This window comes from Paenibacillus apis, assembly GCF_018333295.1.
GTDB classification, from domain to species: Bacteria; Bacillota; Bacilli; order Paenibacillales; family Paenibacillaceae; genus Fontibacillus; species Fontibacillus antibioticophila.
On the sequence record NZ_BORS01000005.1, the window covers coordinates 243,532 to 269,582 of the forward strand.

Genomic DNA, 26,051 nt, shown 5'->3' on the forward strand with positions numbered 1-26,051 from the left:
CCCTTGATAAGTTATAAGCTTCCGGAAAAAAACTTCGCCTCTCTTCTCCCGGCTGCTCAACGCCCGCCGCGGCGGCCTTTGCCACCCTGCTGCTGATTGCGCCCTTGTCCGCGCCGTCCCCGGCCGGTGTCGGCGCTTCGGCCTCCGGCTGCGCCGCCGCTCTTGCGCTGCCCGCGCTCATTCCGGCCCCGCTCTTGACCGCTGCCCGTGCCCTTGGCATTGCCCCGGCCGCGCCGGGCCGATTCGCCGCCGGCCTTGGCCCCGGTTGCCGCAGGGCGGCCCCCGCCTTGGCCCGGCGCGCTCACCGCGCCGTTCTCGAAGCGCCGGCGCTCCAGGCGAATCCCGATGCCGCGCTCAATGCTGCGCAGCGCCTCCACATCCTTAGGGGACGCAAAGGTAATAGCGATCCCCTTCTCCCCCGCCCGGCCAGTCCGGCCGATGCGGTGAATGTAACTATCGACATCCTGCGGAATGTCGTAGTTGAACACATGCGTGACGCCCTCCACATCAATGCCGCGAGCGGCTACATCCGTAGCCACCAGCAGCTCAAGCTTGGCGTCACGGAATGCGCGCATGACCTGCTCGCGCTTCGACTGCGACAGGTCGCCGTGCAGCTCGTCCGAAGCGAAGCCCGCAGCCTGCAGCGCCTCGTTCAAGGTGCTGGCCCGGCGCTTCGTCCGGCAGAAGATCACCGCCAGATAAGGCCGGTGCTCGCGGATCATTGCCTTGAGCGCGTCCTGCTTCGAACGGTCCGTGCAATCCACAACAATTTGCTTAATGCTATCCAGGGTAACCCGTGAATTTTCAGCAATTTTGATATCGCGCGGCTGGGACATGTAGTTCTTCGCCAGCCGCTTCACATTATCCGGCATCGTCGCCGAGAACAGCATCGTCTGCCGACCCCGCGGCACCTGGGCGAGAATATCCTGCACCTCGGCCAGAAAGCCCATATGGAGCATCTGATCCGCCTCGTCCAGTACCAGAAAGCGCACCGCACCCAGCTTCAGCGAACCGCGGCGCAGATGGTCCAGCAGCCGGCCCGGCGTACCGATGACGATCTGTGTGCCGTTATGCAGCTTGCGAAGCTGGCGCTCCACATCCTGTCCGCCATATGCTGCGAGCACGGACAGTCCTTCCCGGGCGGCAGCCAGCTTACGCGCTTCCGCTGTAATCTGAATCGCCAGCTCCCGCGTAGGCGTAATAATCAGCGCCTGGGCATCCGGCTTGGCCGGCGAAATCTTCTCCAGAATCGGCAGCAGAAAAGCCAGCGTCTTGCCGGTCCCGGTCTGGGCCTGGACGATGACGTCCTCGCCTGCGACGGCTACCGGAATGGCCTGCTCCTGTACCGGGGTTGGACTCACGATTCCCTGCCCCTGCAATATGTTAACCACGGCCTGGGACACACCCATGCTCTTAAACGTTATCGTCAAAATACATTCACCTCATTAGTTATTAAGCCGCTTTGCTCTCCCCGCGACTTCTCAAGCACTATTGTAACAGAGTCTGCAGTACAATTCCTATTCTCACACCAAGGGCCGGTGTGCTCCGGTAACCCCGGCACACCGGCCCTGAAATGGCCTGTATTTATCAGGATTCAACTAACGCTTGCGCTTCGCCCGCATAATAACGCGCAAGCTCCACCATCATGCTGCCCATACGTTCTTCCCGCGGAGCTACGATGCGGGGAACTCCCGCTTCATGCAGCCCGTGGGCCGTAACCTTGCCCACCGCTACAGCTACGACAGGGCCGCGGAACGCCTCCAGCAGCTCCTCGCGCTTCCCTTGTGACGCGGCATGCTCCAGCAGAAAGCGGACCTGCGGAGCACTCGTGAACGTCACCGCATCGGCCCGTCCGCCAAGCAAATCGGAGAGCAGCAGCTCCAATTGCTCCTCTGGAGGAGCAATATGCCGATACGGCAGCAGCTGTCTCAAATGAGCGCCCTGCTCCTCAAGCCAGGAGGACAGTCTCGGGGCCGTATCTCCATACAATTGGAGAATGACCTCCTTGCCCTCCAGCACGCAGCCCCCCGCCTGAAAGCTGCGGATCAGTCCCTCGGAGCTGCCGTCATCATCTCGCACCCGGGCGGACAAGCCGTTCTTCTTCAGAACGTTAACCGTCTTATAGCCTCGGGCAGCAATATCGCTATTCTCCAACACCTTGAGCCAGGCCGCCGCTTGTCCCGATTGCTCCGCCAGATCAAGCAGCGCATTCAGGCCGACTCCGGTGGTGAAGACCGCCCAGTCGGGCGGATGCTCCATCCAGTCCGCCAGCCCCTGCCGCAGCTCCTGATCATCGAGCAGCACGGTTCCCTGGGCCGGTCTCAGCAGCGGAATCCCGCCCATATTTTCGACGAGCTTACTCAATTCCTCCGCCCGCCGCGGTCCGGTGATTGCAATTCTTTTCCCCTCTAATCTTCGCGCCATGCTGTTCTCCTCCTGGCCTGAATATCGGTACGGAGGCTTCCCTCCACCTTCATGACATCATTAATTGGAATGTTAGTCCGCGAGACGGTAGCCTACTCCGCGAACGGTCACGATATATAGTGAATTTACAGCGCGATCTCCCAGCTTCTTGCGCAGGCTCTTGATGTGGACATCGACGATATTGCTGCCGCCCATAAAGGTCGTCCCCCAGACTTCCGTCAGCAAATCCTCCCGGGACAGCACCGCCCCCTCCCGCTCAATCAGCTTGGTAAGCAGCTCATATTCGGTCTTCGTCAGCTCAAGGATTTTGCCATCCTTATAGACGCTCATCTTCTTGCGGTCAATCCACAGATCCTTGTATATCGCCGTGGCTGAACCGCTAAGCAAACGGGAGGAATCGCTCCGCTGGGGCGTTGTTTGCATAAGCCGGCGCGCCCGGTAGGTCACCTCTCCGGAGCGTGACGGCCATACCAGCAGCTCCTGATTCGGCATCTCCTTGCTGAATTGAAGCAGCAGGCCCTCGCTGACAAGCAGCATGGAAGGCACCTCTCCCGCTTCCTGAAGCAGCGCCTGCACCTTGGAGATTTCTTCCCGGCTCCGGACCGGAGTCAGGTCGAAGATAAGCAAGTCGGCGGATTGGGCATTGCGAATCCCCTGGTCCCAATGGTGGAACACCAGTACATCGAAGCAATCCTCGGAAAGATCCCGAACCAGCTCGTGAATCCCGCTTGGATATGGACTGACAAGAATGACCCGTTGGGTCACCGGGCACATCATAATCTCTCCGTCTGCCGGCGTCTCAAATGCAGGCTCCTGTGGACGGCGAATCGGCGTTATATTACCATTCTGCAGAACAGCTCGCTTCATGATCTTTTCTGCTGGCATTCTCCACACACCCCCCCGAATACGACATGTGCATGGTGCACCTCATAGCCGGTCTCGCCGGCGACCGCCAAGCTCCAGTCTGCAGGAACCTGGGTCATGACCTCATCCACTCGTCCACACACTTCACACAAAATATGCTGGTGCTCATCCAGCTTGGCATCATAGCGGCTTGCCGCTTCGCCCAGCTTGAGCTCCCGGATCATCTCTTTATCCACGAGGTAGCGCAAAGAATTGTACACCGTTCCGTATGCAAAGTTATATCCCTTTTCCACCAGCCGGTTCATGACCTCCGCAGCCGTGGGATGATCATGAGCCTGGCGTACGACATCATAAACAGCTTGACGCTGGGTTGTAAGATTCAAGGCTTTCATCTATGCAATCAGTCCTTTTTGTAGTTTGAACTATTTAGAATTAGTATAAGTCTTAATTCATTATCCGTCAATTTTATCGGATTCCATTCCGCTTCGTTTCCAAACCTCCATCGGTGGTAATAATGTACAGCAGAATCCAAAAAGGAGGAACTCTCATGAACAGCAGCTCATTCACTTCTACAGGTCTGCCCCGGTACCCTGAATCCTTATGGAGAAAAACCGCTTCACTCCCTGATTTTCCCGTTCTGAAAGACGACCTGACCACCGACGTTTTGATTGCAGGAGCGGGAATCACCGGGATCACTTCCGCTTATGCCCTGATCCGGGCAGGCTACAAAGTCGCCGTCATTGATGCCGGAAGGATCCTGGACGGAACGACAGGCTTCACAACCGCTAAAATCACTTCCCAGCACGGCCTGATCTACCGTCACTTGGTCGATCATTTCGGGAAAGAAGCTGCCCGGCAATACTATAATGCCAATGAAGAAGCCAAGCGTTATATCGTTGATATCGCACAGGAGCACCAGATCGACTGCCAGCTTCACAAGGAGGATGCCTACCTGTACGCCGACTCGGAGCAGCAGCTCGCCGATCTGAAGAAGGAATGGGAGGCCTATGAGCAGCTTGGCATTCCGGCGGAGTGGACCGATACCCTGCCGCTTCCGATCCACGTGCTGGGCGCCATAAAGATGCCGAACCAAGCCCGTTTCCATCCCTTGCTCTATTTAAAGCATATGGTGGAATATATTTCTTCGCACGGAGGGGCTTTCTACGAGCAGACTACAATGGCCGATAAGGCCAAGGAGCTGGAAGACGGCAGCCTGCTGCTGCATACCGAGAACGGCTTCAAGATAACCTGCCGCTATGCGGTATCCGCCTCCCACTTCCCGTTCTATGACGGCGGAGGGCTGTATTTCACCAGACTTCACGCCGAGCGGTCCTATGTGGTAGCCTTGGAGCCCGAGACAAGCTTCCCGGGCGGAATGTATATCAACTGCGGCGATCCGAAACGGTCGCTTCGCGCGGCAGAGTGGGACGGCAAGGAACTGATCCTCGTCGGCGGCGAAAATCATAAAACAGGCGATAGCGACTGTACAATCAAGCACTACGAGACTCTGGAGCAATTCGGAGGCTCGACCTTCGGGGCGAAGAGCATTCCTTACCGGTGGTCGACTCAGGATCTGATCACGATCGACCAGGTCCCTTATATCGGTCCCGTCACCTCCAAGCACCCCCGAGTCTTCGTTGCTACGGGCTACGCTAAATGGGGAATGACTTCTGGCACGCTGGCCGCTCTGCTGATCACCGACCTGATTCAGGGTAAGGATAACAAGCTTGCCGATTTATTCTCCCCTTCCCGCTTCAAGGTGAACCCGGGACTTAAAAATCTCGTCGTGCAGAATGCGGATGTCGCCAAGGAGCTTATTTCAGGGAAGGTTGAAATGGTGCACCGAAAGCTGGAGGATCTGATGCCGGATCAAGGCGCGGTCGTCAAGCATCTAGGCAAACGGGCGGGCGCATACCGGGATCCGGAAGGCGTCATCCACCTCGTTGACACCACCTGCACCCATTTGGGCTGCGAATGCGCCTGGAATCAGGCGGAGCGCTCCTGGGACTGCCCTTGCCACGGCTCCCGCTTCGATTACAAGGGACATGTTCTGGAAGGCCCGGCAACCGAAGACCTTTCCCGTCTTACACCGCAATACGGAACAAGGGAATAGCATAACTGCAAGCCAACACAAGGCAGTAATCCGCTCACAAAAAGGACCCGAGCCGGGAGGCTCGCGTCCTTTTTGTTCTTTTCAGGCTCATTAGGCTAGGCTATATGGATTAGCAACGTGACGTTATGGAGCAGTGCAGCTGTTTGCAGCAGTTGTATGTTTTTTCGTACATATCAGCCTATTCGCTCCCGGCAAACCGGGCATTTAGATGGTTTTTCGTATAAAATCTGTTGTTTTGCCCGATACCTGACGGTATTTAGGTGGTTTTTCGTACAAAGCCAAGAAATCGCGGCCATAACGTTAAGTGTTTATACGATTTTCCATATAAAATCAGACTACGAATTCCTTCCGCTCCAGCTTGGGTCTGGCTCTTTAATGAACAGTATGACCAGGGAACCCCCCGATTTTACAAATAGAGAACTTACTTTCGTTCAGGATAACTTATCTAGAACCTCAAAAAGACTGTGATAGTTAGCTAACAGGAGTGTATCCTCAACTTTTACACCTGACTTGAAAAATAGGATGTCGCCTGTGCCTTGGTTCACCTGATTTTTAAGTTCAAGGATTTGTTTCAAGTGTTTGGCTGTTCCAATACTTCCAGAGATAAAATCGACATCCTTAGGAAAAACTCTCCTGAGACTGTTCTCAAAATAAGGGAAGTGGGTGCAACCAAGCACCACCGTTCCGTACTGATTCAGGTCAAAAAGGGATAATTCTTTTTCCAGATAGGGGACTATTTTCTCTTCATCAAATACAAAGTTTTCAGCGAACTGAACAAGCCCGGGAAGCGGCAAACTGTCTACACTCTCCCCCTGGCCTATGCGCTGAACCAAATCATTATACTTCTTCTCCTTTAAGGTCAAATTTGTAGCTAATACTAAAACCTTCTTCTGTTTTCCCGCCCATCTCTCAATGGCCGGCTTTACGGCAGGCTCGATACCGATAACGGGAAAGTCATAGCGCGTTCGCAGTTCCTCAATAACGATACTGGTGGCTGTATTGCAGGCAATAACTAAAGCCTTAACCTTTTGGGCAGCTATAAAATCTACGGCATCAAGAATGTATTCTCTAACTTCATCCTTCGTTTTTTCTCCATAGGGAACATGCAAAGTGTCTGCGTAAAAAAGATAATCCTCATGGGGCAAAAATCTCAATGCTTGATGAAGAACAGTTAGTCCACCTATGCCAGAGTCAAAAAATCCTATTCTCATAATTCCACTCTTCTCATGAATAATTGAAAATGATCGTACTGCTTTTAAGTGCATTCCGCTTCTTTTATAATTATACTGCTCATAAGCTTAATTAACTATCGGTACTTCATAGCTCCTTCTTGCGTTCATAAAGAGGAGCTATTTTTGTTTTACCACTATCTTGCATTATTCAGTACCCAGTGATATCATCTTCTTAAACCACTACTGAACATTAATCAGTACAATACGCGAATGCCTTCGCTATAAGGTTTGAACTATAGCATCATCACTAGTTCAGCTTATATGGACCATGATAGCTGTGCTCGTACATTAACTAGAATTCTGGATTGAGGTGATTGCAGCTTGGATATTAGCGTTCAATTCAAAAAAGGCGCTCTGGAGCTATGCGTGCTGGTTCTGATTCATGAACAGGACCGTTATGGCTACGAGCTGGCCCAATCGGTCTCCGAGCATATCGAGGTTGCCGAGGGTGCGCTCTATCCGCTCTTGCGCAGGCTCGTTAACGAAGGCTATTGCACGACTTATTTGCAGGAGTCGTCTGAGGGACCTCCCCGGAAGTATTACAAGCTGACCGCCTCCGGAGAGACACATATGAAAGTGCTGGTTAGAGAATGGCGGCTGTTTACGGCCGGTGTATCGAAACTTATAGAGAAAGGAAGCCGAATATGAATAAAGAACAATTTCTAATGGAGCTTCAAGGGCATTTATCGGTTCTGCCGCCTGAAGAATACCATGAATTAATGGAGGATTATGAGGCCCATTTTGCCTTTGGATTGCAAAACGGCAAGACGGAGCAGGAGATTGCCCGGGAGCTTGGAGATCCGTATGAGCTTGCGCAAGAGGCCTTAAGAGAACGCAATACCGAGAATGAGCATGTATATTGGTCCAACCCTGCCGCTGATTATTCATTTTCTCAGCCTTCATCACAGGCAACTCCCTTATCCGGCCTGCCTGCGGCCAAACCGCGCAGAAGTGCAACGCAAACACTTGCGGTATCGGGCCTGTTTCTGCTGAACCTTGTCGCCGTTCCTCTGATCTTCTCATTCTGGGCAGTTGTCGTATGCATCGCAATCGCCGCAGCCGTCAGCATCCTCTCCCCTGTGCTGGTGGGTCTGGATTATGCCTTCGGAAACGGATTTTTTCCGGCCAAGGCCTATGCATCATTATTCATGGTGGGTATCGGGATTCTTCTGGGGCTTGGATGTAAACCTTTGTTCAAAGGGATGCTCTCCTTATCCCTAAGCTATAAGAACTGGCATAAACGCATCGTCAGAGGAGGACAACAAAATGAATCCTAAAAAATGGTCTCGGCTCTCCATCCTATTTATCCTCATCGGAATTGCCGGCATGGCGTACGAAGGCTTTCGCTTTACCGACAAGCTTCCATACTTTGAAAAACAGTGGCAGCTGGATTCCATCCAGGAGCTTCGCATCAAGAGCGGTTCAAATGTGAATATGAAGTTCATTCCGAGTCAGGACGGCAGCAATTATATCGAGGTCTCAGGGAATATGAAGCAGAAACTGATCGACAGGCTGGAAGCCTCCGAGGTTAGCGGACCGAAGGTTTCTCTGGATCTGACGAATCCGGAATCCTGGAGCTTCTTCACCGTGGACTTCCAAACGACGGATCAAGCCATTACTGTCGCTCTATCTGATACAGAGCTTATAGAACGCGTGCAGGTAGAACTGAGCCATAGCAATGGTACCTTCAACGGATTACAGGCGAATCGGATCGAGCTGACGACCCTGTCCGGCAACCTGAAGCTGGATTCAGCTTCTGCCGAACAGCTTGACATGGAGACCGCCTCGGGCAATATCACCCTCTCGGGCCTTACCGGTTCAGCAAGGTTAAAGGTAGTCTCAGGTAATATCAAGGCGGACTCGGTTCAGGGAGATCTTCAAGCGGAAGGCTTCTCCGGGAATATCACGATCCGGGATCTTCAAGGCTCCAGTGTAATCAAAAATACTTCGGGGAATGTCAAACTGGAGGATCAACGCTCTGATCAGCTTGATATTAAGGTGACCTCCGGAAATGTTACGCTATCCCAGGATCAAGCCTTTAAGGGCATCTATGATCTGAAGGCCGGTTCCGGCACGGTCAAGGCACCGGATTCGCCCATGGAGACGAGGGACGTGATCAAGATTCGGACAAACTCGGGAAATATCCGCATCGATTGACAGCGGCAAGCCGGGGATCCTCCTGAACAGAAGAACAGGTCAGGCAATATGCTGCCGGGCCTGTTCCTCTGCGATGACTTCACGGTACGCGCTCAACGAGTGCCCCGCTACAACCTCCAGCATCTCCATGGAGGCCGCCGGCAGCAATTGCCTTGCGTAATTCCAGGCGTTCTCCTCGATTTGCAAGGCAAGGCGGCTGCGGTCCAGCCGAGATTCACAGGCATCCATCGAATCACTGAGCTCGGACAGCTGAGGGTCCTGTGCATGTCCCAGTTCATGGGCGAGCACAATTCGTAGAAGCTGCTTACAGAGCGATAACGACGCCGAGCCAAACATAATACGGCACTGCTTGCGAATTTCATAGAGATACAGGGTTACGCTATGGTCGGAAATACTGTATTTCCCCCCTACATTCCTGCCGCCGGGGAAGCGGTGCTTCAACCGCACCCGGGCCTGGCTTCCGGATTGTTTCAAGAGCTGCTTCACGATCATTCTGGCATTTAAGATATACAAATTAAAACTCCTTGCTGTACGGAAATGAAGTCTAATCTTGCTTTGGACATAAGCCCGGCCATGACGGCCAACGCATCTTAGAATGATTATAGAGAACTGCGCTCTGAAAAAAAACAAGCAAGCCGCCTTCATTTTTTATTCTGCTTGCATAATAAGAGCTCTCGTCATATAATCTCCATATCTTGTTATTTCGAAAAGGAGGTGGGGAAAGTGGATCGCAATTTAGTATGGAATCGAGTCAGCCAGTTGCCTATGGCATTATCTGGCATTGTTCATGTTCAGACCTTCAACGGGATCAGTCTGTCCATTTTTACAAACTCGATATCCAAATCCAATTGCGAAAACCCGCTCCTCCCCTGCCTCACGGACTGATTTAGTCGCTGTGCGCGCTAGAAGGCTGCAGGAATTTCCTGCAGCCTTTTTTGTTGTCCCGGCAGGTTTTCCGGAGCGGTTGAAAGGAGAATCTCCATGATGATTCAAGGTCAAAGCATTCAAAAATATTACGGTGCCGAGCTGGTACTGCAAGAGGTCACATTCGAGGTCAAGGAAGGCGAGCGGGTAGGACTGGTCGGCCGAAACGGCACCGGCAAGACGACGCTGCTGCGCCTGCTGACAGGAGAGGAAGCGCCTGACCAAGGGCAGATCATGGTCCGAAGGGACGCCGTGATTGCCTCGCTGGCGCAAATTCCGGATTACGGACTGGAGGAAACCGTCCTTGGCGTACTCCGTTCCCCCTATAAACGGCAATTAGAGGCACTGCAGGAAATGCGCCGCCTGGAGGCCGAGATGGGCAACCTGAACGGAGCGGGCGGTGAGGAGCAGCAGTTGAACAGTCTGCTCCAGCAATACGGACGGCTGCAGGAGGTGTTTGAGCAAGGCGGCGGCTACGGCATGGATTCCGAGATCGACCGGGTTGCCGCCGGGATCGGGATTCCCCGCTCCTATTTCGACCGCCCCTTCTCTTCCCTCTCCGGCGGTGAGAAGACCAAGGTCGGTCTGGCAGTGATTCTCCTTCAGCGGCCTGACTTGCTGCTGCTGGACGAACCAACGAATCACCTCGACATGACGGCTATCGAGTGGCTGGAAGAGTTCTTAAGGGACTACGCAGGGACCGTGATTGTCGTCTCTCATGACCGTTACTTTCTTGATGCGGTTGTACGGAAGATTATCGAGCTGGAGGACGGAGAGGCGTTCACCTATCACTGCAGCTACAGCCGGTACAAGGAGGAGAAGGAAGCCCGCCTGCTCCAGCAATTTGCCGATTATCAAGAACAGCAGAAGAAAATCAAAAAAATGCAGGAGACAATCAAGCAATTGATCGAATGGGGCAACCGTTCCAACCCGCCGAATCCGGGGTTCCATCGCCGGGCTGCTTCCATGCAGAAGGCGCTGGACCGCATGGTGAAGCTGAAGCGCCCGATTCTGGAGCGCAAACGGATGGAGCTTCAACTGGACCCTTCGGATCGTTCAGGCAAGGATGCGATCATCCTGCGGGACCTTAGCCACTCTGTTGCCGACAGACAGCTGTACCAAGGGATCAGCCGGACGCTCCGCTACGGCGAGCGAGCCGTGCTGATCGGCGGCAATGGAACAGGCAAGAGCACCTTGATGAAAAGTGTTCTCGGCCAGATCCAGCCCGATGCGGGCGAGGCCAAGCTCGGGGCTCGGGTCGAGCCGGGCTACCTGGCTCAGGAATCGGCGCCGGCCGAGGAGAACGGAAGTGTCCTGGACTATTTCCGCAGAGAGCTCGGCATGGAGACCGGGGAAGCGCGAGGCCAGCTGGCCCGCTTCCTCTTCTATGGCAGCGACGTGTTCAAGAAGGTGCGGAGCCTGTCCGGCGGCGAGTGGACCCGCCTGCGGCTGGCGATGCTGATGTACCGCAAGCCGAATCTGCTGCTGCTCGACGAGCCGACGAACCATCTGGATATCGAATCCAGAGAGGCGCTGGAGGAGACGCTGGAGGAGTATCCCGGCACCCTGCTGGCGATTTCGCATGATCGCTACTTCATCAATAAGGTGGCCGGCCAGGTCTGGTCGCTGGAGGACGGGTCGATGACCGTCACGCCGGGCGACTATGATGATTACCGGGCGGAGCGGGCCCGCAGGGGAACCGCCGCGGCTGAAGCGGCGGAGACGGGCGGGAGCGCCCGGGCACAGCAAAGCCCCGGCGGAGGCACGCAGAGTCGTGCCGCCGGGGCGAAGGATGCCTTGCCGCCGCACAGCGGTGCGGGTGCGCGCGGCAAGGCCGCGAATCCAGCCGCGGTGCAGCGGCTGGAGCGCGAGATTGCCGCCGCCGAAGCGGAGCTGGCGGCGGTGGATGCGGCGATGCTCGAGCCGCAGAACGCTCGCGATGCCGGGCGGCTGAGCGAGCTGCTGGCCGAGCGGGAGAGCAGCTCGGGGCGGCTGGACCAGCTGCTGGAGCAGTATTTTTCGCTGCTTGAGGAAGAAGAAAAATAAGTTCTTGATTTCCTATGTGTTGCGTTGTGGCCGCAAATGGGTACTAAATAAGAGTTTGGTGCCCGTTGGATAGAAATGGATAGGACATGTTATACTGGAATATACAGGAAAAGGGATATAGAGAAAATACAAGGAGTTGAGACCTGTTGTTTCCAACTGCAGGAACCAGCCGCAGCCACAAGCGGCTTCTCGCAGGCTTGATCGCCTTAGTTGGTGTTCTGTCCTGCATTATTGTACTTGTGTATCACGATTATTTTCTGCTTGGAGATCCCGTTCAGCCGAACAACGATGATGTGAAGTATATCCAGAGCGCCCGCTTGCTGATCAATGAGGGTGTTCTGGCCTATAACACGAAGGAGCGCCCGTCGGCGTTCATTATGCCGGGCATGCCCGTCCTGCTGGGCGGCTTCATGACCGTGTTCGGTCAGGAGCAAGGCGGTGTCATTGCCTTCCGTCTGTATCAATGCCTGCTTCAGGCCTTTTCGATTTATCTGATCTATTTTATTGGACGCAAAATGTTTTCGCCAAGGGCCGGCTTGGTTGCAGCCATGATCAGCGCCTTCTACATGCCGGATTACTTCGCCTCGGGAGTGATTCTCTCTGAAGGCACGTTTCGAGCCCTGCTGATGATGATGGTTTGCGTCACCTTAATTGCACGGGAGAAGAACCGAACCTGGCTCTATGTCATCATCGGTGTATTGACGGCGGCGGCCGCCTACTTTAAGCCCCATGCCTCTCTTTACCCTGCTGTTTTTCTAGTAATCTGGTATGCAGACAAGCTGCCTTGGCGGCAAGCCGTCAAGTATTTGTCTGTGATGGCAGGCGTGTATGTCCTGCTGTTATGCCCATGGTGGATTCGTAACTGGCTCACCTTCCATGAATGGATTACGTTCACGAACTCCGGCGGGAGCCCGTTCCTGCTCGGAACCCGGATCGATGGACAGCTTCCGCCTCCCGGATTCTTTGAGGAGTATCCCCAGTATTCGCCAGAGACCCTGTTCCAAGGAGCAGATCATGCCGCTGTGCAGAAGGGCCTGGACGTTCTCTCTTACGGACTGCGTCATGAGCCGCTGAAGTATATCTATTGGCTCACGTTGGGAAGATGGGCTGAGCTGTATTTCCACCCCTTCTATTCCCGGCCGATCTGGCCGATAACCCGTCCGATTATGGATGTCCTTCAAATCTTGCTGATGCTGGGTAATATGGCGGGAGTTGCTTGGGCCATGTTCAAGCGAGGCTTCCATCGGCTGCTTCCGCTCTGGCTTGCGCTGGGCTATTTCACCGTTATTTATTTGCCGTTTGTGGCCTTTGGCCGCTATGGCTATCCCAATATGGCCCTATTGATCCTGTTCGGAGCCGGGTTGATCGATGGAATGCTGGCATACCGTCAAACTCCGTCTCTCAAGACCGGCGGAAGGAGGACTTCTTCATCATGAAAATCCTGATTATCATTCCGGCATATAATGAGGAAGGCAGCATCTCCTCGGTCATTGCAGATATTCGTCAGCATGTGCCGGATGCGGATATTCTCGTCGTTAATGACGGCTCGCGCGACAGAACCGAGCAGCTTGCCGAAGCCGCGGGAGCCCGTGTGCTCACACTACCGTATAACGTGGGAATTGGCGGCGGCATGCAGACAGGTTATATCTATGCCCAGCGGATGGAATATGATATCGCCATCCAAATGGATGCCGACGGGCAGCATCCTGCCAAGGAGCTGCCGAAGCTGATTGCCAAAGTCGGAGCTTATGATCTTGTGATCGGGTCACGGTATGCGGAGACGACTTCTTACCGCTCCTCGCGGATGCGGCGGCTGGGCATGCTTTTCTTCTCGGGGCTTGTTACACTCGTCACGGGCCAGCGGTTCACGGATACGACAAGCGGATTCCGTGCAGCAGGACGCAAAGCGATTGACCTGTATGCGCGCTACTATCCTATAGATTACCCGGAGGTAGAATCCATCGTCTATCTGAAGCGAAGCGGCTGCCGGATCGCCGAGGTATCCACAGAGATGCATCGGCGGAAGGCGGGGCGTTCCTCGATTACCCCTTGGAAATCGGTCTATTATATGGTAAAAGTTACTTTAGCGGTATTAATGAGCGCTATGCGTTACAGCAGATCGGCGGTATCCCGGCCATGAGCATCTATGCCTTTTCAATTATACTGGCCTTTTCGTTCCTCGTGCTCGTTCTGGAGCTGGTTCGCAGGCAGAAGCTGAGAGAACAGTATTCCTTGCTGTGGATTCTGTTCAGTGTGGTCCTTGTCATTGTATCGCTTAATGTATCGTTCATCGAATGGATTGCGGACCGGTTCGGCGTGAAATACGCTCCCGCTATTCTGTTTCTGTTCGGACTGCTGTTCTGCTTCATGATTATTCTTCATCTAACCATCGTCGTAACCAAGCTGACCGCCCAAGTGCTGCGTCTGACTCAGGAGCTGACGATCCTCAAGGAGCGCGATTCGCTGCATGGACAGAATGATTAGCTATCTTCTTTTGTTAGGAAATATTGTGCTTCTGGTTACCGGACAAGTATTATTCAAAGTCGGCCTCGCCCGCATCGGCGGCCTGAATTGGGGAAAGCTTGTTACTTCGCCGGCCGTCCTTGGCGGAATTATGCTCTATGCCGTGGCCACCGTTCTTTGGTTCGCCGTGCTTACCCGGCTGCCGTTAAGCGTCGCCTATCCTATGCAGGCCTTTGCTTATGTGCTCGCCATGATCCCTGCCTATTTTCTCTTTCATGAGTCTATAACCGCTTCGAAGGCCGCGGGGGTAGCAGTCATCCTGTTCGGTGTCTACCTGCTTGCAAGATCCTAAAGTCGCACAGCTTATGCCTATGTTGAAAATATAGTTAAAATATTGGAAGGCGAGTTAGAGGGGGCAACGTGTGAAGTATGCTTACGATCGCTGTTGTTCGCGGATTTCTTTAATTGGACTAAGTTCTAATAAGGGAGAAATCCGCTCACAAAGGCGAACGCTGACGCTTCCTGCCACGGGTCACACTCCAGTGAAATTCCTTACCTTAAAATCCGCATTTCTATCATTTCCACTGAATTCAAGCTAACTTTTTTCACTGCTATCTCCATTCTTCGGGCACGGGAGCAAAATGCGAGTCAACGGCTGGCAGACTGCTATCTGTGAGTTGCTTCCACATGTTATGCCTTTCGTACAGGAGGACCTTCCGATAACTGCAGACGCACGTCAGGTCACATACCTTGTTCAAGTGAAAATCGCGGGTTATCCTCCAAACCTTTCTCTTTGTTCAAGAAAAAAGGTACAACCCCCTCAAAGTAATGAGGAATTGTACCTTCCTGATCAAATATAGACTTTTTTCGGGCCCCGGCCAGAGGCACAAGGCTCTTAAATGAGTTGCTATTAACCAGCCTCCTGATCGAAGCCGCCTTTGGAAAATTGGCTATTGTAAAGATCGGCATAGAAGCCGCCTTTAGCCAGAAGCTCCTCATGATTGCCTTGCTCAATTACGGAACCATGATTCATCACCAGGATCAAATCGGCATCCTTAATCGTGGACAGGCGGTGAGCGATAACAAAGCTCGTTCTGCCCTTCATTAATTCGTTCATGGCCTTCTGGATGTAGAACTCGGTCCGGGTATCGACACTGCTGGTCGCTTCATCCAGAATAAGCACCGCCGGATCAGCCAGAATCGCGCGGGCAATGGTCAGGAGCTGCTTCTGCCCTTGCGAAATATTCGAGGCTTCTTCATTCAGAATCGTGTCATATCCTCCCGGAAGTGTACGGATAAAATGATCCGCATGCGCTGTCTTGGCTGCGCGGATGACTTCCGCCTCTGTCGCCCCTTCGCGTCCATATGCAATATTATCACGAATGGTGCCGTTGAAGAGCCATGTATCCTGGAGCACCATGCCGAACAGCGAACGCAGCTCCCCGCGTTTCATTTCCGTAATATTCACACCATCAATCGTAATTGCACCGTCATTCAATTCGTAGAAACGCATCAGCAGATTGATCAGGGTTGTCTTCCCGGCACCCGTCGGACCCACAATAGCCACCGTCTGCCCCGGGCTGACTTCAATATTCATATCCGAGATCAGCGGCTGCTTGCCCTCATAACCAAATTTCACGTGCTCGAAAGCTACGCGGCCCTGCGGTTCAGGCAGCGAGACAGGCTTGTCAGCCTCCCGCACTTCTTCCTCTTCATCCAGAATTTCAAACACGCGTTCTGCCGAAGCCACCGTAGATTGAATAATGTTGGCGATATTCGCCGTCTGGGTAATCGGCTGCGTAAATTGCCTTGCATACTGGATGAAGGCTTGCACGTCCCCGATTGTAATCGACTGCTTCGTAACCAATATCCCGCCTACAACTGCAACGAACACATAGCCGATATTTCCGATGAAGCCCATGATCGGCATGATCATCCCCGAGATAAATTGCGCCTTCCAGCCTGCTTCATACAGCCGGCCGTTAATCTCATCAAATTGCTCCAGCGATTTCTTCTCTCGTCCGAACACTTTAATGACCTTGTGGCCGGTATACATTTCTTCAACATGACCATTCAATTTCCCCAGCTCCGCCTGCTGGCGAACGAACTGCTTCTGCGAGCGCTTGGCGAAGGCGCTGATCGCCACAATGCTGACCGGCAGGGTAAGTACCGCAATCAATGTCAAGAGCGGGCTAATAGTCAGCATCATAACCAGAACACCGATCAACGTCAGGATCGAAGTGATCAATTGAGTCAGGCTCTGCTGCAAGGTGGAGCTGATGTTGTCCACATCGTTCGTCACCCGGCTCAGGGTCTCCCCATGCGTTCTGGCATCGTAGTATTTCAACGGCAGCCGGGACAGCTTATCATTGACCTCGCGCCGCAGGTCATAGACGGTCTTCTGCGCTACTCCAGCCATCAGGAACTGCTGGAAGTAGCTGAACAATGCGCTTAATACATAAAAGGCCAGCAGAATCAGAATGATGTGCCATATATACTCGAAATCAATCGTAGCATCAGGTACTCCCTGAAATTTTGCCATAATGCCTTCAAACAGCTTGGTGGTTGCCTTCCCCATAATTTTCGGGCTGACAATACTGAAAATAGTACTGATAATGGCCATGACAAGCACAGCAATCAATTGTACCTTGTGCGGCCGCAAATAACGGATCAACCGCTTCAGAGTACCTTTGAAATCCTTCGCCTTCTCTACCGGCATCCCCATTCCCGGTCCTCCATGGGGACCGCCCAATCTTGGACCGCGGCCTCGCTGTGCGGATGGCTGGTGTCTGTGTCTATTATCCTGACTCATGCAATCTCCTCCTCCGACAGCTGGGAATATACAATCTCACGGTAGACTTCACAGGATTCCATCAGCTCGGCATGCGTACCGATACCGGCAACCCGGCTCTCGTTCAGTACGATAATCCGGTCGGCATCCAGCACGGTGCTTACCCGCTGGGCCACGATAATCACTGTCGATTCTCGAGTTTCGTTCTTCAAGGCCGCTCGCAGCTTCGCATCCGTCTTGAAATCCAGTGCGGAGAAGCTGTCGTCAAAGATGTACACCTCCGCCCCGCGCACAAGCGCTCTGGCGATGGATAGACGCTGCTTCTGGCCCCCCGATACATTCGATCCGCCCTGGGCAATGATGGATTCATAGCCTTGCTCCATCTCGGTAATAAACTCCGACGCTTGAGCGACCTCTGCTGCGTGGCGAATCTCCTCGTCGCTGGCATCTTCTTTTCCGTAACGAATGTTCTCTGCAATCGTGCCGGTAAACAGCACCGCCTTCTGCGGGACAAAGCCGATCTTTGAGCGCAGCTCCTCCTGGGAGAGTTCTCTGACATCTACCCCGTCAACCATCACTCTTCCGCTGCCCGCATCATAGAAGCGCGGGATCAGACTGATTAAGGTTGACTTCCCGGATCCGGTTCCCCCAATGATCGCTGTAACCTCTCCCGGCTTGGCGCTGAAGGAGATGTTCTGAATGGCGGGCTGCTCGGCTCCCGGATAGCTGAAGGTGACATCATCGAATTCGACGTATCCTTTCAATGCTCCAGCAGAAGCTCTTGAAGCCGCATCCTTAATCACCGGCTCCATATCCAGCACCTCTCTGATCCGAACTGCAGAGGCCTGAGCGCGTGGAATCATGACGAACATCATGGATACCATAATTAATGAGAACAGAATTTGCATGGCATACTGCAAGAAGGCCATAAGATCGCCGACCGCCATGTGTCCCGAATCAATTCTTAATCCTCCGAACCAGATGATTGCAATCGAGGAAACATTCATAACCAGCATCATTAACGGCATCATGAGGGCCATAATCTTGTTCACCCGGATCGCTGTGTCCGTCAAATCCTGGTTCGCTTGATCGAACCGCTTTTGCTCATGTCCCATGCGGTTAAAGGCGCGAATGACCCGAATCCCTGTCAGCTCCTCACGGAGCACCAGGTTCAGACGGTCAATCTTCTTCTGGATCGCCTTGAACAGCGGCAAGCCTTTTCTCGCAATCAGAAAAATCGCCAGCGCCAGCACCGGCATAATGACAATCAGAGTCAGCGACAGCGTGGCATCCTTTGAGACAGCCATAATGATTCCGCCAATGCACATCATCGGCGCCATGATCATCATGCGAAGCATCATGATCAGCACTTGCTGAACCTGGGTAATATCGTTCGTCGTACGGGTGATCAACGAAGCCGTCCCGACCTTGTCGAATTCCTCCAGCGAAAAGTTGGATACATGTCCGAATACCTTTCCGCGGAGCGTTCTACCGAAGCCGGAGGCCGCCTTTGCGGAGAAAAGACTTGAGCCGACAGAGCAAATCATTCCGCCCAGTGCGACAAGCAGCATGACGCCGCCCACCTTCCAGATATATTCCGTATCTCCCATTACCACCCCGGTGTCCACAATATCAGACATCAATGTCGGCAAATACAGCTCCGTCAAGGTCTGGAAAAATACCAGAACTAATACAGCTGCTACAAGCCAGCGGTATGGCTTCAAATGTTGAAACAGCTTCATCATTCCTATCAGCTCCACTTTCTCGATAAAATCTCTGGTCGTATCTATATAAGTTGAACTGCTGAATTTTACGTTCTGGGGGCAACGTGTGAAGTGTTCTTACGATCGCTGTTGTTCGCGGATTTCTCTGATTGAATTAAGTTATTATACGGTAGAAATCCACTCGCAAAGGCGAACGCTTACGCTTTTTCAGAACACTTCACACTTATGCCCTTTCTACGTAGCTTTTAAAGTTCAACTTATATAGCGTTACTCTTTCTCTGGTTTCACATGCTTCCGTTCCATAAATTGATAGACCATCTCAAGCGTATCAATAAATTCCTTACTCCGCTCTTCACCCAGGAAATCTTTCAGTTCCTGAAAGCGCCGGAGCCGTGATTCCCTTGCTTTTTTGGTGAACCTGCTTCCTTCCTCCGTCAGCCTGACACGCACTACACGCCGGTCCTCCTGATCATTGTAACGATGAACAAGTCCCTGTGCCTCCAGACTCTTGATCAACGGAGTGACGGTCGGAGAACTGATCTGCAGGAAGCTGCTGATCTCTGATACCGTAACTCCTTCCGGCTGTTCAGCGCATCCTGACTGGACAGCGAACAGTATTCTGATCTCACTTGGCTTGAGGCCCCCCGTCTCGAAGTTACGCCAATCGGCTCTCCCGAATCTTCTGAGTATCTCCATCAGACGGCGGGTCTGGAGATCCTTGATCCTGTCCACCTGATCACCTTCTTTTCTTATTTGTTTAAGATATTTAATAGTTAGGTTGCCTATTTATTAGCAGACCTAATTATAGGAGCCCAATTGATGATTGTCAAGCGAATACTCGGAGGATTGCCATCTGATATAAAAAAGAAATAAGACAGGGAGCCTTGCTGTGCCGATGAAGATCGTCACTTTAGCACTGCTCCCTGTCTTATTATGGTGTGCCGAATCCGGCCTTCCTCTTCAGCGATAATTCATCCAGCGTTTTAAATTCATAGCCCTGGCGCCTGGCTTCATCAATGATGGATGACAGGGCCTCCGCATTATCTCTGGATACAGAGTGCAGCAGCAGCACCGCTCCCGGGTGAAGCTGGGCAATGACCTTCTGATAAGCGTATGAGGCGCCCTTCTGATCATTGACGTCCCAATCCTTGTAAGCTAGCGACCAGAATACGTTCGTATAGCCCAGCTCTTTCGTAACCCTGAGCACATGCTCGCTGAAGATGCCGCGAGGCGGGCGTAAGTACCGCATTTGATCCGTCCCTGTCAGCGAGGAGGCCGCCGTTTTGACCCGGTCCAGCTCCTCTTTGATCTTCCCGTCATCGAGGGTGGTCATATCCGGATGACTCCAGGAGTGGTTGCCGACGATATGCCCCTCTGCTGCCATACGCTTCACCAGCTCGGGCTGGTCTTTTACATAGTGTCCTGTCACAAAAAAGGCTGCGGGAACCTTCTTCGCCTTTAGTACATCCAGAATCGGCGCTGTATATCCATTTTCATAGCCGTTATCAAAAGTAAGAAACAGCTCCTTACGGCTTGTATCCCCCGTAAAGACAGCATCATAGCGATCAACAATCGTCTTGAAGCCTTCTTCATTAATCGAGGGAAGCTGACCGTTCACACTTCGCTTGAAGCCGAAATGATAGGGCTGGTTCTCGGAGGCAGAAGCAGGCTGCTCCGCCCCGGTGGGACTAGCGGACAATGCAGACAGGCAAGAGGCGGCTCCTGCAGCCGGCTGAATGAGCAGTGTACAGCTCAATACGGCCGATATCAAGGCGAACCTTTCCAGCATGAGGGAATCTCTCCTTCATTGTAGATGTGCAAAGCTCCGCCTTAATTTCTTCATTTTGCGTTCGGAATATACACGATTCAAGAGTTTCCTTTGTCTTTGGCCAGGAGACTGTGCTTATATCCATAGAAGAAGTATACGCACAAGCCAATTGCCATCCAGATCAGAAATGCAATCCATGTGATCCGCGGAAGGCTGATCAGCAAGTATCCGCAGGTCAAGGCGGCAATAATCGGAATAAGGGGTACGAGCGGTACTCTGAAGGATCGTTCCAGGTCAGCCCGCGTCTTGCGCAGGATGATAATTCCCACCGATACAGAGATAAAGGCAAATAAAGTCCCGATACTAACCAGATCCGCGAGCCTGCCCAGCGGAATCAAGCCGGCGAAGAGAGCCACAATCGCCCCCGTCACCCAGGTGCTGAATTCCGGTGCGCCCGATTTGGGGTTGACCTTGGATAATCTTTCAGGCAGCAAGCCATCCCGGCCGATCGCAAAGAACAGACGAGTCTGTCCAAATAAGAGAACGAACAAAACCGTCGTTATGCCGACAATGGCCCCAAGGGAAATGAACCCCGCAACCCAGTCCTGATGAATATACTGCAGGGCGAAGGCAACCGGATTTTTAACATTAAGGAGATGATACGGCACCATGCCTGTCAATACAGCGGTAACCAAAATATAGAGCAAGGAGCATATCGCCAGTGACCACAGGATGCCCTTGGGTAAATCCTTTTGCGGATTCCGCACTTCCTCGGCAGCGGTTGCAACCACGTCGAAGCCGATATAGGACAGGAAGGCAGTTGCAGCGCCGGTCACGATCCCGCTAAAACCAAACGGCATAAACGGGGTCCAATTGGACGGCTTCACATAAAAGACACCCACGATAATGAAGAGGAGGATGACGACAACTTTAACAACAACCATGATCGCATTTAACCGTGTCGATTCTTTGGCCCCTCTGGATACCACGAAGGTGAGCAGCAGGACGATTAACACAGCCGGCAGATCAAAATACGTGCCTTCGGCAGGATTAAATGCGCTGCTGACCGCCCTGGGCAGGTCCAGTCCAAGCCCGGACAGCAAGCCCTGAAAGTACCCGGACCAGCCACTTGCTACCATGGATGCGGCAAAGCCATATTCCAGAATCAGATCCCATCCCAGCACCCAGGCAAAAATCTCTCCAAATGTAGCGTAGCTGTAGGTATATGCACTTCCGGATACCGGAACCATGGAGGCAAATTCCGCATAGCAAAGCGCACAAAAAGCACATACAATGCCCGCAAGCAGAAAGGACAGGATCAGGCCGGGCCCTGCATGATTCGCAGCCGCAACCCCCGTCAACACGAAGATCCCCGTTCCGACTACACAGCCTACCCCCAGCATCGTCAAATCAAAGACGCCAAGCTCCTTTTTCATGCCCTTCGCACTGCTTGCCGCCTTCTCCTGCAGCATCTCGGTGATCGATTTTCTTCTAAACACACTCATCTTGAGCTTATCCCCTAATTCTATGATTGTATTTTCTTTCACAAGTTGTAATTATAATAAAACAAACAAGGGGTGCATAGGTCCAGGATGGGATAAATATGAACATTTAACGGATTTATGCTGCTAAGCTTCTCCCCTGTAATCGGTTGAAGTGACAAGCATCTCTCTAGCAAACTGAATCCACTCTCTTGTGGCAAATGACAAATAACGATCCTCTCTCCATACTATACCCAGTTTCCAGGGAATTACCGGATCCAGGGGAACGATCCGAACCCGCTCATCGTCGATCTCCCGGCAGATCGTCTCCGGCAGCAGTGTAATTCCAAGTCCTACTGCGACCATTTCACTAATCAAGTCCCATTGCGAGCTCTCATAGACAATGCGGGGCTGAAACCCTATCTGGGTGCAGGTTGCAATAATCCGGTCGTGCAGGGTAAAGTCCTTCCTGAACAGGACAAAATCATCCTCTGCCAGCTCCTTCAGATGAACCTGATCCCGGCCGGATAAATGATGCTCCGGCGGAAGCACCAGATGGAGCCTTTCTTCCACGAAGGGAAAGCTGGCCAAGCCCTCCTGCGAGGTGGGCAGCACCGCAACCCCCGCATCGAGCGCGCCCTCCACGACATTGGACTCCACCTTCTTCGCCCCATCCTCAAATAGCTGAATCGTAATCTTCGGATAGCGCTCATGGAATTTGCCAATCACGCTTGGGAAGAAGCTGGCTCCCACCATGGGAGGCAGACCGATTCGCAAATGGCCTCGCTTCATATTTCGGAGATCATCCAGCTCTGCGGCCATATTTTGATATTCAGCCACAATTTGCTGCGCCTTGGAGACAATAAGCTGGCCGGCATCGGTCAGGACAATCTTTTTGCCGATCCGCTCAAACAGCACCACCCCCAGCTCATCCTCCAGTCCTTTCACCGTCTTGCTAATGGTCGGCTGAGTAATAAACAGCGCTTCTGCGGCCCGGGTGAAGCTTCTGTGTCTGGCAACCTCAATGAGGTACTGCATTTGCTTAATATCCATACCGTTCCTCCACCAATCCATATGTATAGACAAATGGAATGATTATCATTCGTTTTATTCATTTTACTCATGAAAATTAATGCTGTAAAATCTCCACTATCAAATGCAATATAAGTTGAACTAATGAATTTTACGTTCCTGGCAACGTGTGAAGTGTTCTTACGATCGCTGTTGTTCGCGGATTTCCCTGATTGAACTAAGCATCATAAGGCGGAATTCCACTCACAAAGGCGAACGCTTCCGCTTTATGCTTCCGAAGTAGCTTTCTTGCAGAAAGCTTTTAACACTTCACACTTATGCCCTTTCTACGTAGCTTATTTAGATCAACTTATATAGCGGGAAGGAAGCTTAAGATGAATATCATTCGCATCGCTGCAAAGATCGTTCTGCAGGTTATGGTCCTCATTCTGTTCACTCTGGCGATGAATGCGCTGGCCCAATGGCTTCACCTTCCGATTCCCGGCACGATACTCGGCATCATTGTATTATTCCTTCTGCTCAAGCTGAACATCGTCAAGCTCGACTGGATCGAAGCCGGCGCAAGCTGGCTGCTTGCCGAGCTGCTGCTGTTCTTCATTCCGGCCGCGGTCGGAATTATGGAATATATCCCGATGCTCCAAAATAACGGCATCCAGATTCTGATTGTTGTCTTATCGAGCACCGTGATTGTCATGGTCAGCTCCGGACTGATTGCCACGCGAATCAGTAGAAGAAAGGAGCGGAAGACAACATGATCCCTGGACTGATCTGTCTCGCAATAACTCTTGTCGTCTATGTTCTCTCCAAGCATCTGTACCGGATTCATCCAAGGGTCTATCTGTCTCCACTCCTGATCACACCGCTTACCCTTGTGATTGGATTGATCTGGACCCAGATCCCTTATGAGACCTATCACTCCGGGGGCAAGTGGCTGAGCTTTCTGCTGCAGCCGGCGACCATTGCGTTCGCGGTCCCCTTGTATAAATATTTTGATGTATTGAAAAAGCATATGGTTGAGATCCTGGCCAGCGTATTAACCGGCTCGGTCGTTGCTATGCTCTCCTCAGCCGTCCTCGCCAAGTGGATGCATCTGGATAGTGAGCTGATTACGAGTCTGATTCCTCGCTCAGTAACCACGCCTATTGCCATGAATATCTCCGAGATGATCGGCGGCGTGCCGAATATTACTGCCGTCTTCGTCATTATGACCGGACTGCTCGGAGTCACCCTCGGCCCGCTCGTTGCAAAGCTGTTTCGAATCGAGAGCGAAATCGCCCGGGGGGTCTTGTTTGGAACAAGCGCCCACGGCACAGGCACCTCCAAAGCCTTCGAGTTCAGCTCGTTGACAGGCACCATCTCCAGTATTTCCATGATCGTAGCAGGCTTGTTTACCCTGGTAGCCGCTCCTGTCATCATCTTGTTGTTATTCCATTGATGGGCATTGAGCTCCGAACATGTGTTTCCTCCTAATTTTATATATTTATTTTTCTCTTGGCCTGCCTGACGGCAGGCCTTCTTTTTGGATATTTCTTTGTTATCGTACAGGTTTCGACATTGTAGTATAAGCCAAATTACGGTATGATTTTAGTATTTGGTTAAAAACTTCTATTTTGCAAAGGGGTACACAGGACGTGCTGTTTAACTCGTATGAATTCATATTTGCCTTCTGGCCCGTTACCTTTATTGTCTATTTTCTGCTCAATCGCTTTTGTCCGCCCTTATTCGGCAAGCTTTGGCTTGCTCTGGCCTCTCTGTTCTTCTACTCCTGGTGGAGCATTAAATCGCTGCCGCTCATGCTCGCTTCGATTGCATTCAACTATATTATGGGAAGAAGCATCAGCCACGCCAAGAAGCAGGGATCACGCAAGCTGCTCCTAACGCTTGCGATTGTCGGCGATCTGCTGCTGCTGGGTTATTACAAATATGCAGACTTCCTGATCACGAACGTCAATGCATTAACGGACGCCCATATTAGTCTGCTGCATCTGGCGCTTCCGCTCGGAATCAGCTTCTTTACCTTTACCCAGATTGCTTATCTGGTCGATGCTTATCGAGGGAAGGCAAAGGAATATGACGTCGTTAACTATGTTCTGTTCGTTACCTTTTATCCGCATTTGATTGCCGGCCCGATTCTTCATCACCGGGAGATGATGCCGCAATTCGACCGCAAGCGCGGAAAAAGAATTCTTCCGGGCAATGTGGCACGGGGCTTGTTCATCTTCTGTATCGGTCTGTTCAAAAAGGTTGTCATTGCCGATACACTTGCACCGATTGCGACACAAGGCTTCGATACCGGCAATTACCTGACCTTCCTTGGCGGCTGGGTCACTTCGCTGTCTTATACGCTCCAGCTCTACTTCGACTTTAGCGGCTATTCGGATATGGCGATCGGGATTGCCCTGCTCTTTAATATCAAGCTGCCGATTAACTTTAATTCGCCTTACAAGGCTGTGAGCATCAAGGATTTCTGGGCCCGCTGGCATATGACTCTCAGCCGGTTTCTGAGAGATTATATTTACATTCCGATGGGCGGAAACCGAAAGGGGGTCTTCCGGACCTACTTTAATCTGGTTGCCACCTTTGTCATCGGCGGCATTTGGCACGGGGCCGGATGGACATTCATCCTGTGGGGGCTTCTTCACGGGGCAGCTCAGGTCATTCAGCGTCTATGGCAGAAGACCGGCGTAAAGCTTCCGCGCTGGTGCGCCTGGTTCATCACCTTCATGTTCATCAACTTTACTTGGGTGTTCTTCCGTGCTCTCACCTTTGACGATGCTATCAAGGTGCTCAAGGGCATGGTGAATTTCCGGGATCTCGGTCTGACCCTATCGCTAGACCTGGCAGGTAACGTTCTGCTGATTGCAGCAGCCTTGCTTATAGCAGTGTTCGCACGCAACTCCATGCAGATGGCCCGCAGGTTCAAACCGACCTGGAAGCACGCTGTATATATCGCATTCCTGTTTGTATTTTCGGTGCTTTACTTCAACCAAGTCAGCGAGTTTTTATACTTTACCTTCTAGGAAAAGGAGATT

At 52.4% G+C, this 26,051-nt stretch carries 25 protein-coding genes; 13 read left to right on the forward strand and 12 right to left on the reverse strand.

Annotated features, from left to right (window positions below; genetic code table 11):
* Positions 1 to 56 precede the first annotated feature (56 nt).
* From KI362_RS09470 to KI362_RS09485, 4 genes are all read right to left on the reverse strand, one after another.
* Positions 57 to 1,409 carry a DEAD/DEAH box helicase gene (locus KI362_RS09470; RefSeq protein WP_301626830.1) on the reverse strand — a complete coding sequence of 451 codons (1,353 nt, stop codon included), beginning with the start codon at positions 1,407 to 1,409 and terminating at the stop codon, positions 57 to 59.
* A 178-nt stretch (positions 1,410 to 1,587) separates the two neighbouring features.
* Entirely contained in the window at positions 1,588 to 2,424 is an 837-nt protein-coding gene (locus KI362_RS09475) for a uroporphyrinogen-III synthase (protein WP_301626731.1), read from the reverse strand.
* 72 nt (positions 2,425 to 2,496) lie between these two features.
* A complete protein-coding gene (locus KI362_RS09480) occupies positions 2,497 to 3,309 on the reverse strand; it encodes a winged helix-turn-helix domain-containing protein (RefSeq protein ID WP_301626733.1) in 813 nt (270 codons plus the stop codon).
* Positions 3,288 to 3,680, reverse strand: a complete 393-nt coding sequence (locus tag KI362_RS09485; RefSeq protein ID WP_212937769.1) for a Fur family transcriptional regulator — start codon at positions 3,678 to 3,680, stop codon at positions 3,288 to 3,290. Before KI362_RS09485 ends, KI362_RS09480 begins: the two co-directional genes overlap by 22 nt.
* Before the next feature lie 155 nt (positions 3,681 to 3,835).
* Here KI362_RS09485 and KI362_RS09490 point away from each other — a divergent pair, with 155 nt between their 5' ends.
* Positions 3,836 to 5,401, forward strand: a complete 1,566-nt coding sequence (locus KI362_RS09490; RefSeq protein WP_301626737.1) for an FAD-dependent oxidoreductase — start codon at positions 3,836 to 3,838, stop codon at positions 5,399 to 5,401.
* Positions 5,402 to 5,832: 431 nt separating this feature from the next.
* Here the strand turns inward: KI362_RS09490 and murI are convergent, their stop codons facing one another.
* Positions 5,833 to 6,612, reverse strand: a complete 780-nt coding sequence (murI, locus tag KI362_RS09495; protein WP_301626739.1) for a glutamate racemase — start codon at positions 6,610 to 6,612, stop codon at positions 5,833 to 5,835.
* Between the two features lie 342 nt (positions 6,613 to 6,954).
* Here murI and KI362_RS09500 point away from each other — a divergent pair, with 342 nt between their 5' ends.
* The 3 genes from KI362_RS09500 to KI362_RS09510 are packed head-to-tail and all read left to right on the forward strand — an operon-like array spanning position 6,955 to position 8,790.
* Positions 6,955 to 7,281, forward strand: a complete 327-nt coding sequence (locus KI362_RS09500) for a PadR family transcriptional regulator (RefSeq protein WP_044481155.1) — start codon at positions 6,955 to 6,957, stop codon at positions 7,279 to 7,281.
* The gene (locus KI362_RS09505; RefSeq protein ID WP_301626741.1) at positions 7,278 to 7,910 is read left to right on the forward strand and encodes a DUF1700 domain-containing protein; all 633 of its coding nucleotides are present in this window, start codon (positions 7,278 to 7,280) and stop codon (positions 7,908 to 7,910) included. The genes KI362_RS09500 and KI362_RS09505 overlap by 4 nt, the downstream gene beginning before the upstream one ends.
* Entirely contained in the window at positions 7,900 to 8,790 is an 891-nt protein-coding gene (locus tag KI362_RS09510) for a DUF4097 family beta strand repeat-containing protein (RefSeq protein WP_301626743.1), read from the forward strand. Before KI362_RS09505 ends, KI362_RS09510 begins: the two co-directional genes overlap by 11 nt.
* 39 nt (positions 8,791 to 8,829) lie before the next feature.
* On the opposite strand, the gene KI362_RS09515 is transcribed toward KI362_RS09510, so the two are convergent.
* Entirely contained in the window at positions 8,830 to 9,303 is a 474-nt protein-coding gene (locus KI362_RS09515) for a hypothetical protein (RefSeq protein WP_301626745.1), read from the reverse strand.
* 210 nt (positions 9,304 to 9,513) lie between these two features.
* Here KI362_RS09515 and KI362_RS09520 point away from each other — a divergent pair, with 210 nt between their 5' ends.
* The 6 genes from KI362_RS09520 to KI362_RS09545 all read left to right on the forward strand — a co-directional run bounded on the left by KI362_RS09520 (position 9,514) and on the right by KI362_RS09545 (position 14,575).
* A complete protein-coding gene (locus tag KI362_RS09520) occupies positions 9,514 to 9,675 on the forward strand; it encodes an RAxF-45 family protein (protein ID WP_216477226.1) in 162 nt (53 codons plus the stop codon).
* 96 nt (positions 9,676 to 9,771) lie between these two features.
* Positions 9,772 to 11,760, forward strand: a complete 1,989-nt coding sequence (abc-f, locus tag KI362_RS09525; RefSeq protein ID WP_301626747.1) for a ribosomal protection-like ABC-F family protein — start codon at positions 9,772 to 9,774, stop codon at positions 11,758 to 11,760.
* A gap of 146 nt (positions 11,761 to 11,906) precedes the next feature.
* Positions 11,907 to 13,196: an ArnT family glycosyltransferase gene (locus KI362_RS09530; protein ID WP_301626749.1), complete on the forward strand. Its 1,290-nt coding sequence runs from the start codon at positions 11,907 to 11,909 to the stop codon at positions 13,194 to 13,196.
* A complete protein-coding gene (locus KI362_RS09535; protein WP_044481162.1) occupies positions 13,193 to 13,900 on the forward strand; it encodes a glycosyltransferase family 2 protein in 708 nt (235 codons plus the stop codon). Before KI362_RS09530 ends, KI362_RS09535 begins: the two co-directional genes overlap by 4 nt.
* On the forward strand, positions 13,897 to 14,244 hold the full coding sequence (locus tag KI362_RS09540; RefSeq protein ID WP_044481164.1) for a DUF2304 domain-containing protein: 348 nt from the start codon (positions 13,897 to 13,899) through the stop codon (positions 14,242 to 14,244). The genes KI362_RS09535 and KI362_RS09540 overlap by 4 nt, the downstream gene beginning before the upstream one ends.
* Positions 14,228 to 14,575: an EamA family transporter gene (locus tag KI362_RS09545; protein ID WP_301626752.1), complete on the forward strand. Its 348-nt coding sequence runs from the start codon at positions 14,228 to 14,230 to the stop codon at positions 14,573 to 14,575. Before KI362_RS09540 ends, KI362_RS09545 begins: the two co-directional genes overlap by 17 nt.
* Before the next feature lie 558 nt (positions 14,576 to 15,133).
* Here KI362_RS09545 and KI362_RS09550 read toward each other — a convergent pair.
* The 6 genes from KI362_RS09550 to cidR all read right to left on the reverse strand — a co-directional run bounded on the left by KI362_RS09550 (position 15,134) and on the right by cidR (position 23,040).
* Positions 15,134 to 17,035, reverse strand: coding sequence for an ABC transporter ATP-binding protein (locus tag KI362_RS09550; RefSeq protein ID WP_301626753.1), 1,902 nt, complete (start codon positions 17,033 to 17,035; stop codon positions 15,134 to 15,136).
* Positions 17,032 to 18,759, reverse strand: a complete 1,728-nt coding sequence (locus tag KI362_RS09555) for an ABC transporter ATP-binding protein (protein WP_301626754.1) — start codon at positions 18,757 to 18,759, stop codon at positions 17,032 to 17,034. Before KI362_RS09555 ends, KI362_RS09550 begins: the two co-directional genes overlap by 4 nt.
* Positions 18,760 to 19,005: 246 nt before the next feature.
* Complete coding sequence (locus KI362_RS09560; RefSeq protein WP_301626755.1) at positions 19,006 to 19,470, reverse strand: MarR family winged helix-turn-helix transcriptional regulator; 465 nt, start codon at positions 19,468 to 19,470, stop codon at positions 19,006 to 19,008.
* 199 nt (positions 19,471 to 19,669) lie between these two features.
* Positions 19,670 to 20,527 (reverse strand): delta-lactam-biosynthetic de-N-acetylase, encoded by an 858-nt coding sequence (gene pdaA, locus KI362_RS09565; protein ID WP_301626757.1) that lies wholly within the window; start codon positions 20,525 to 20,527, stop codon positions 19,670 to 19,672.
* Positions 20,528 to 20,604: 77 nt separating this feature from the next.
* Positions 20,605 to 22,011: an amino acid permease gene (locus KI362_RS09570; RefSeq protein ID WP_301626759.1), complete on the reverse strand. Its 1,407-nt coding sequence runs from the start codon at positions 22,009 to 22,011 to the stop codon at positions 20,605 to 20,607.
* Between the two features lie 123 nt (positions 22,012 to 22,134).
* Positions 22,135 to 23,040: a cidABC operon transcriptional activator CidR gene (cidR, locus tag KI362_RS09575; protein WP_301626760.1), complete on the reverse strand. Its 906-nt coding sequence runs from the start codon at positions 23,038 to 23,040 to the stop codon at positions 22,135 to 22,137.
* A 353-nt stretch (positions 23,041 to 23,393) separates the two neighbouring features.
* Between cidR and KI362_RS09580 the strand changes: the two genes are divergently transcribed.
* From KI362_RS09580 to KI362_RS09590, 3 genes are all read left to right on the forward strand, one after another.
* A complete protein-coding gene (locus KI362_RS09580) occupies positions 23,394 to 23,774 on the forward strand; it encodes a CidA/LrgA family protein (RefSeq protein WP_301626761.1) in 381 nt (126 codons plus the stop codon).
* Positions 23,771 to 24,454, forward strand: a complete 684-nt coding sequence (locus KI362_RS09585; RefSeq protein WP_081671803.1) for a CidB/LrgB family autolysis modulator — start codon at positions 23,771 to 23,773, stop codon at positions 24,452 to 24,454. Before KI362_RS09580 ends, KI362_RS09585 begins: the two co-directional genes overlap by 4 nt.
* 175 nt (positions 24,455 to 24,629) lie before the next feature.
* Positions 24,630 to 26,039 (forward strand): MBOAT family O-acyltransferase, encoded by a 1,410-nt coding sequence (locus tag KI362_RS09590; protein ID WP_374705643.1) that lies wholly within the window; start codon positions 24,630 to 24,632, stop codon positions 26,037 to 26,039.
* The last annotated feature ends 12 nt before the right edge of the window (positions 26,040 to 26,051 follow it).

Excerpts from the sequence above, each read along its gene's own strand:
- KI362_RS09470 (WP_301626830.1), bottom strand. The coding sequence starts at position 1,409 with ATGGGTGTGTCCCAGGCCGTGGTTAACATATTGCAGGGGCAGGGAATC.
- KI362_RS09475 (WP_301626731.1), bottom strand. The coding sequence starts at position 2,424 with ATGGCGCGAAGATTAGAGGGGAAAAGAATTGCAATCACCGGACCGCGG.
- KI362_RS09480 (WP_301626733.1), bottom strand. The coding sequence starts at position 3,309 with ATGCCAGCAGAAAAGATCATGAAGCGAGCTGTTCTGCAGAATGGTAAT.
- KI362_RS09485 (WP_212937769.1), bottom strand. The coding sequence starts at position 3,680 with ATGAAAGCCTTGAATCTTACAACCCAGCGTCAAGCTGTTTATGATGTC.
- KI362_RS09490 (WP_301626737.1), top strand. The coding sequence starts at position 3,836 with ATGAACAGCAGCTCATTCACTTCTACAGGTCTGCCCCGGTACCCTGAA.
- murI (WP_301626739.1), bottom strand. The coding sequence starts at position 6,612 with ATGAGAATAGGATTTTTTGACTCTGGCATAGGTGGACTAACTGTTCTT.
- KI362_RS09505 (WP_301626741.1), top strand. The coding sequence starts at position 7,278 with ATGAATAAAGAACAATTTCTAATGGAGCTTCAAGGGCATTTATCGGTT.
- KI362_RS09510 (WP_301626743.1), top strand. The coding sequence starts at position 7,900 with ATGAATCCTAAAAAATGGTCTCGGCTCTCCATCCTATTTATCCTCATC.
- abc-f (WP_301626747.1), top strand. The coding sequence starts at position 9,772 with ATGATGATTCAAGGTCAAAGCATTCAAAAATATTACGGTGCCGAGCTG.
- KI362_RS09535 (WP_044481162.1), top strand. The coding sequence starts at position 13,193 with ATGAAAATCCTGATTATCATTCCGGCATATAATGAGGAAGGCAGCATC.
- KI362_RS09540 (WP_044481164.1), top strand. The coding sequence starts at position 13,897 with ATGAGCATCTATGCCTTTTCAATTATACTGGCCTTTTCGTTCCTCGTG.
- KI362_RS09545 (WP_301626752.1), top strand. The coding sequence starts at position 14,228 with ATGGACAGAATGATTAGCTATCTTCTTTTGTTAGGAAATATTGTGCTT.
- KI362_RS09550 (WP_301626753.1), bottom strand. The coding sequence starts at position 17,035 with ATGAGTCAGGATAATAGACACAGACACCAGCCATCCGCACAGCGAGGC.
- KI362_RS09555 (WP_301626754.1), bottom strand. The coding sequence starts at position 18,759 with ATGATGAAGCTGTTTCAACATTTGAAGCCATACCGCTGGCTTGTAGCA.
- pdaA (WP_301626757.1), bottom strand. The coding sequence starts at position 20,527 with ATGCTGGAAAGGTTCGCCTTGATATCGGCCGTATTGAGCTGTACACTG.
- KI362_RS09570 (WP_301626759.1), bottom strand. The coding sequence starts at position 22,011 with ATGAGTGTGTTTAGAAGAAAATCGATCACCGAGATGCTGCAGGAGAAG.
- cidR (WP_301626760.1), bottom strand. The coding sequence starts at position 23,040 with ATGGATATTAAGCAAATGCAGTACCTCATTGAGGTTGCCAGACACAGA.
- KI362_RS09580 (WP_301626761.1), top strand. The coding sequence starts at position 23,394 with ATGAATATCATTCGCATCGCTGCAAAGATCGTTCTGCAGGTTATGGTC.
- KI362_RS09585 (WP_081671803.1), top strand. The coding sequence starts at position 23,771 with ATGATCCCTGGACTGATCTGTCTCGCAATAACTCTTGTCGTCTATGTT.